The 5428-nt window shown below is 65.9% G+C and carries 6 protein-coding genes; 2 read left to right on the top strand and 4 right to left on the bottom strand.

Translation table 11 applies throughout. From position 1 onward, the window contains the following. Positions 1 to 233: 233 nt before the first annotated feature. Positions 234 to 1010: an META domain-containing protein gene (locus VW23_RS21770; protein WP_069911596.1), complete on the bottom strand. Its 777-nt coding sequence runs from the start codon at positions 1008 to 1010 to the stop codon at positions 234 to 236. A 76-nt stretch (positions 1011 to 1086) separates the two neighbouring features. Beyond that, on the bottom strand, positions 1087 to 1602 hold the full coding sequence (locus tag VW23_RS21765) for an ureidoglycolate lyase (RefSeq protein WP_069911595.1): 516 nt from the start codon (positions 1600 to 1602) through the stop codon (positions 1087 to 1089). Between the two features lie 120 nt (positions 1603 to 1722). Here VW23_RS21765 and VW23_RS21760 point away from each other — a divergent pair, with 120 nt between their 5' ends. Next, on the top strand, positions 1723 to 3285 hold the full coding sequence (locus tag VW23_RS21760) for a winged helix-turn-helix domain-containing protein (protein WP_069911594.1): 1563 nt from the start codon (positions 1723 to 1725) through the stop codon (positions 3283 to 3285). A 219-nt stretch (positions 3286 to 3504) separates the two neighbouring features. On the opposite strand, the gene VW23_RS21755 is transcribed toward VW23_RS21760, so the two are convergent. Beyond that, a complete protein-coding gene (locus VW23_RS21755) occupies positions 3505 to 3945 on the bottom strand; it encodes a cupin domain-containing protein (protein WP_069911593.1) in 441 nt (146 codons plus the stop codon). Between the two features lie 226 nt (positions 3946 to 4171). Here VW23_RS21755 and VW23_RS21750 point away from each other — a divergent pair, with 226 nt between their 5' ends. Beyond that, entirely contained in the window at positions 4172 to 4510 is a 339-nt protein-coding gene (locus VW23_RS21750; protein WP_069911592.1) for a hypothetical protein, read from the top strand. On the opposite strand, the gene VW23_RS21745 is transcribed toward VW23_RS21750, so the two are convergent. Further along, positions 4505 to 5326 (bottom strand): bifunctional allantoicase/(S)-ureidoglycine aminohydrolase, encoded by an 822-nt coding sequence (locus VW23_RS21745; RefSeq protein ID WP_069911591.1) that lies wholly within the window; start codon positions 5324 to 5326, stop codon positions 4505 to 4507. The genes VW23_RS21750 and VW23_RS21745 overlap by 6 nt on opposite strands. Positions 5327 to 5428 lie beyond the last annotated feature (102 nt).

The raw sequence follows: 5428 nt of genomic DNA, 5'->3' as shown, positions 1-5428 counted from the left end.
AACCATTAGGCTCAAATGGCATGGCAGGCTCCAAATCAAGTCTCGCAACTCGATTTTATGCCAGATCACCTGGCGGTGCCTGCCTTGCACCACCCCAAACAAACAAAAATCCCGGACACTAGTGAGCGAAAGCTGGGACCCAACTCACTACCGGCGCGGGCGGCGAAATTGGTCCCAGCGTTCGCTGGGATGACACCGAGTTGGTGAAGGGCGCGGAGGTCAGCCAGCCGCTGTCAGAACCGCGACTTGCCGAGATTCGCCAGCTCCACCCCGCCGGCGTCCAGCAGGATCAGGTGGTCCTTGTCGAGCCGCCAGAAGCGGGTGGCGGCGAGGGCGGCGAAGAAGCTGTCTTCCTGCTTGGTGGCTTCGTCGGAGACGCAGGCCATGCGGGTGGCGGCGACGGCACTGAAGATCAGCCGTTCGGCATTGACCTCGGCCTGGGCGAACCACGAGTTGCAGCCGCCGCGGCCGCCGGCGCGCATGTCGGAGGCGATGGAGAGGGAGGAGACGATGCCGCGGGCTGATGGCGCGCCGCCGATGGTCTCGGCCTGCCAGGTGATATCGAGGATCGGCGAGGGCTCCGGCGCCACCACCGGCTCGGGCGTCGCGACGGGCTCCCCGTCCTGCGGCACGATGTTGACGATGATCAGGATCGGGGCGGCCGGGGCCAGCGGGTCGAGGGCGTAGGGCTCGGCATTGCGGAACCACACGGCATCCGGCCCGGCGATCTCGGCGACCAGCGCGTAGCTGTGGCCGGCGACGATGACGGCGTCATCGAAATTGAGGGTGAAAGTGAGCGGCACCTGGCCGGGGCTGGAGATCGGCGCTTTGGCGGAAACGCGCGGCTGGTCGGGCGTTGCGAGGTCGATCAACGACACCGACAGCGTGCCGCCGGGCGGCAGCGCGATGCGCTCGCGATAGGTCACATCGCCCTTCAGCGTCACCTTGGCGGCGAGCGCCGGGCTCGCCAATGCCAAGAGCAGTGCCACCATCGCCACAACGATACGCATGTGATGCCTCCAACCTCAACCCGTACTGCCAGATTATGCAGCAATTGCAACGCAGTTGCGACGTTGAACCGCCGGGTCAGTAAAGAATTGAACCGGTCGCCACTACCAAATACGGCTCGGCAAAGAAGTATTCCTCCAGATTGTTGCCGTCACCGCCACGGTCGATGATCAGGAAATCGGCGGTCTCGCCAAGCGGCGTGAGAACGGCGTGCCAGGTGTTCATTGCCATATTGATGCCCTGGCCCGCGGCCGCGAGGAAGGCGCGCGGCAGCCCGGGGATGCCGCCTTCGTCCGGCGCGACAATGGACAGGAACGGGCGCTGCGACAGCGGGTAGAACGCCTGACTGCCGAGCGGGTGGCGCTCCACCATGTTCAGCGTCAGCGGCAGCGCGTAAGGCTGGCCGCGGGCGATCGAGACCAGCGGGCGGGCATGCACCCCGCCAAGCTCGACCTTGGCGAGATCATGGTAGCGCTCGGTCATCCCGCCATTGATGGGGTAGTGGTGCGCGCCCGCGGTTTCGATCACCTGCCCGAAGGGGGCGTAGGCCTCGCGCGTCAGCGGCTCGATCTGGATGGTTCGGCTGGCTGTCATTTCGACTCCCGTTCACTGCCCGGAATTTAGCCGATGTGACACGCCGGGGAAGCCTCGCAGTGGCTGGCGTTTCGCAAATGAGTGCGCCATGTTGCCGTTCGAGAAATACTGAAAGAGATAATGGCAGAGTATCAGTTTAACAGTTTCGTCTTCCACGAGGACTTGCTTTCGGCCCGAGACCTGGGGGGCAGGGAAATCACCTTCACCCGCGCGGAACGAACGGTGCTATCGACGTTCATGGCGCACCCGCAGCGGCTGCTGACGCGGAATGCGCTGCTCGATGCGATCTCAGGTGTCGGCTCGGACGCGTCCGACCGGAACGTCGATTTCCTGATCAACCGGCTGCGCGCCAAGCTGGGTGACCCAGCCCGTTCGCCGCGCTTCATCGCCACGCGGTATGGCGAAGGCTATGTCTGGGTCGCAGAGCCCGCTGCGCCGGCCGATGCCCTGGTGGTGGTCGGGCCGGTGCATGGCATGGGGCGCGCCGGAGCATTCGCCCCGGTGGCCGCGAGGATGCTGGGCGAGCTGGTGCAGCTGCTCGATGCCGCGACATCGCCGGACGAGGCAGTGCGCCTCGATGAACAGTTTTCTCCGAAAAGCCCGACCCGGACGCGCTTCAGCCTCGAAGTCAGCGTGTTTCCGACGGCCGAGGCGTTGCAGTGCGCCCTGGTGTTGCGGCAGATGCCGGGCGGCGACGTCATCGGCATGTCGCGGCTGGCCGTTGCAGCGCCCGATGAGGTCACGGCGCTGGTGGCCGGCGTGGTGCAGCAGTTCCGTTCGCTGATCTGGCATCGGCAGGCGCTCGGGATGATGGACGCACCGGCCGCAGCAACGCCGCCGCTTTATGTGGCGATGCACGAAGCCGGGCGGCTGTTGACCGCGGACACGCGCAGTTGGCTCGAGGGCCTCGAGCAGGTGCGGGCGAGCCTCGCCGCCAACCCGAATGATCCGGTGGTGCGGTTGATGTGGGGGCTCAGCCTTTACGTGCAGGCGATCATGGGAACGGACGGCCAGAGTTCGCCGGGCGCCGAGCGGAACGCGATCGAAGACGAGATCGAGGCCGCGGCGTTGAGCGCATTGCCCGCCGTCGCCGATAACCCGATGCTGAAGCTCTCGGTGGCAAAGCTGCTGCTGTTCGTCGCCCGCGGGCATACGGCCATGGCGGAGCGGCTGGCCGAGGAGGCGTTCGAGGCCAGCACAGCGTTCGCCGCTTCGTTCGCCATTCTGGGGCAGGCGCGGCTGATGCGCGGCCGGCTGGCGGAGGGGATCGACCTGATCGAACGTGCCGCCGAAATGGCCGAATATGGCACCGAGTTCTGGATCTATACCCTCGTGGTGCTGTGCGGCGGCAAGCTTGCGGCCGAGGATCGCAAAGGCCTCCGCGCCACGCTGCAGCAGTTGCACGAGGCTTCGCCGCAAACGCTGATCACGGTGGCGCCGTTCTGCGTTCCGGCAGATGAGCCGCTGTCCCCCCCGGGCCAGGCCTTCATCAGCAGCCTCGGGCCGGAGGGGGCGACCCGGACGCTCGAATCTATCTTCATGACCTCGGTCCGGCAGTACGAGGATCTGCGCCATCAGGGCAACGTGTTGCGCGCGTTGGCGCAGCGCCTGCAGCAGATCTACGGGCCGGATGTGGTACCGCCGCGCATCAGGGCGCTGCTGGAGCCTGCAGCAGGGGGCTGACGACCGCCGCCACCGGGGTCGTCAACTGTGCGAGGTCGACCCGTGGACCTGCGCCCTGAGCGCTGCAAGCCGAGAGGGTCACGAGTGCTGCCATTGCGGGGCCAGTGCCGACGCCGGGGCGTCGGGCTGGAGGCACTGGTGGCAACCGGTCGGCCATGGCGATCTCCCTGAGGCGAATTGCTTCGCGAGACCGAAAGCTAGGCGAGGACTGTTGCTGGATTATTTGCTGGCCGAAGCGTCGACCTTGATGGTGTTGGCAGCGGTACCGCCGCCCATATAGACCGCCACCAGCTTCATCGGCACGGTGCCGGTATTGACGCCGTTATGCGGCCAGCCGACCGCCTCGAGCACCGCTTCACCAGTGCGGTAGGTCTTCTTGCCCTTGGTGCCATAGTCGACGGTCAGTTCGCCCTCGAGGATATAGGCAAAGAGCGGCACTTCGTGTTCGTGCCAGCCGGTTTCACCGCCAACCGGCACGGTGACGATCGCCGAGGTGACGTTCGGCGTTCCCGCGGGGTAGGCGAGCGGCGCGCCCAGCACGTCGCTGCCGCCCTGTACCAGCGGGGTGAGGAGGTTCTGATAGCTCTGCGGCGTCAGGTCTTCGGCCAGCGCCGGCGAGGCCAGCACGGCCAGTACGGCCAGCATTCTCAATCGTGTCATCTGAATCGCGTTCTCCCTGTCGCGTGTCGGCGACGATGGCTGCCGCCGTCACCAGCCGCAAGCAATTTTCTGCGTGGCGGGCTGAACCAAGCGGCGAGGAAAACGTTGTGGCGCTCGGCACTTAGATCGTGTCGGCGGTCCGCCGACACGATCACGTAATGATGTTGGTCGCGCTTTCGGACGGAAAAGTCTCACAACTTTTCCTGAAAGCGCTTCGGGTTTGAGAATGCACAATCAGATTCATCTTGTATCCGCCGGCGCGACCGATGCGCTCATCGAAACCGAAGCGGCGAGGCTCATCCAACCATATCGGCGCTATATCGAGGGGTGGCAGTTGCGCGCCACTTACCTGGCCGAACAGCTCGCGCTGCACCCCAGGGGTTCCGACGCATACGAGCTCGCCGAGACGCGCCTCGCCGAGCTGCGGGGTGAGATTGCGGCCAATCGGGACTACCTGGTGGTCGAGGCGCGCCGGCTGCCGCCCGACGACCTGGTCGACGCGACTCTGGATGAACTCGACGAGCTTCTCGCGAGCCTTAGCAAGGCGACGTCAGCGAGCTCATAGTACCAGCTTGGCGTGCCGGTTGACGTCCTTGTAGAGCAGATAGCGGAAGCGGTTCGGGCCGGCGTAGCAGGCTTGCGGGCAGAAAGCGCGCAGCCACATGAAATCGCCGGCTTCGACTTCCACCCAGTCGCGGTTGAGCCTGTACACAGCCTTGCCCTCGAGCACGTAGAGGCCGTGCTCCATGACGTGGGTTTCCTCGAACGGAATGACTGCGCCGGGCTCGAGCGTCACGATGTTGACGTGCATGTCGTGGCGCACATCGGTGGGGTCGACGAAGCGGGTGGTGCCCCAGCGGCTATCGGTGCCGGGCATCCAGATGATCGGCTCGTCCTGCTCGTTGGCAACGAACGCAGCCGGCACGTCGATGCCCTCGACCGCCTCGTAGCGCTTGCGCACCCAGTGAAAGCGCACGGGGGCCGCGGACTTGTTGTTGAGCGCCCAGCGCGTGCCGGGGGGCAGGAAGGCATAGCCGCCGGCCTTCAGCAGATGGGTCTTGCCATCCAGGGTGAGGGTGGCCTGTCCCTCGACGACAAACAGCACACCTTCGGCGCCGGCATCGGGCTCCGGCTTGTCGCTGCCGCCGCCGGGAAACACCTCGACGATGTACTGCGAGAAGGTCTCCGAGAAGCCGGTCATCGGGCGGGCGATGACCCAGGCCCGGGTGTCCTGCCAGTGCGGCAGATAGCTGGTCACGATGTCCCGCATGACGCCGCGCGGAATCACCGCATAGGCCTCGGTGAATACGGCGCGGCCGGTGTGGAGGGTGGTCTGGTCGGGCAGGCCGGCGATCGGGCCGGCATAGGTGGTGGGGGCCATCGGACTTCAACTGGAGGTGAGAGGTCAGTGCTCTTAGCGCGAAAGCCGATGCAGGCACAGTGGGCCTCTGCTCCCCTCCCCCTTGAGGGGAGGGGTGGGGGG

This window comes from Devosia insulae DS-56, assembly GCF_000970465.2.
GTDB classification, from domain to species: Bacteria; Pseudomonadota; Alphaproteobacteria; order Rhizobiales; family Devosiaceae; genus Devosia_A; species Devosia_A insulae.
This window is presented reverse-complemented; position numbering and strand designations above follow the sequence as displayed.

Bases quoted from the DNA above. Each gene is read 5' to 3' on its own strand.
- VW23_RS21745 (WP_069911591.1), bottom strand. From the start codon at position 5,326: ATGGCCCCCACCACCTATGCCGGCCCGATCGCCGGCCTGCCCGACCAG.
- VW23_RS21760 (WP_069911594.1), top strand. From the start codon at position 1,723: ATGGCAGAGTATCAGTTTAACAGTTTCGTCTTCCACGAGGACTTGCTT.
- VW23_RS21755 (WP_069911593.1), bottom strand. From the start codon at position 3,945: ATGACACGATTGAGAATGCTGGCCGTACTGGCCGTGCTGGCCTCGCCG.
- VW23_RS21750 (WP_069911592.1), top strand. From the start codon at position 4,172: ATGCACAATCAGATTCATCTTGTATCCGCCGGCGCGACCGATGCGCTC.
- VW23_RS21765 (WP_069911595.1), bottom strand. From the start codon at position 1,602: ATGACAGCCAGCCGAACCATCCAGATCGAGCCGCTGACGCGCGAGGCC.
- VW23_RS21770 (WP_069911596.1), bottom strand. From the start codon at position 1,010: ATGCGTATCGTTGTGGCGATGGTGGCACTGCTCTTGGCATTGGCGAGC.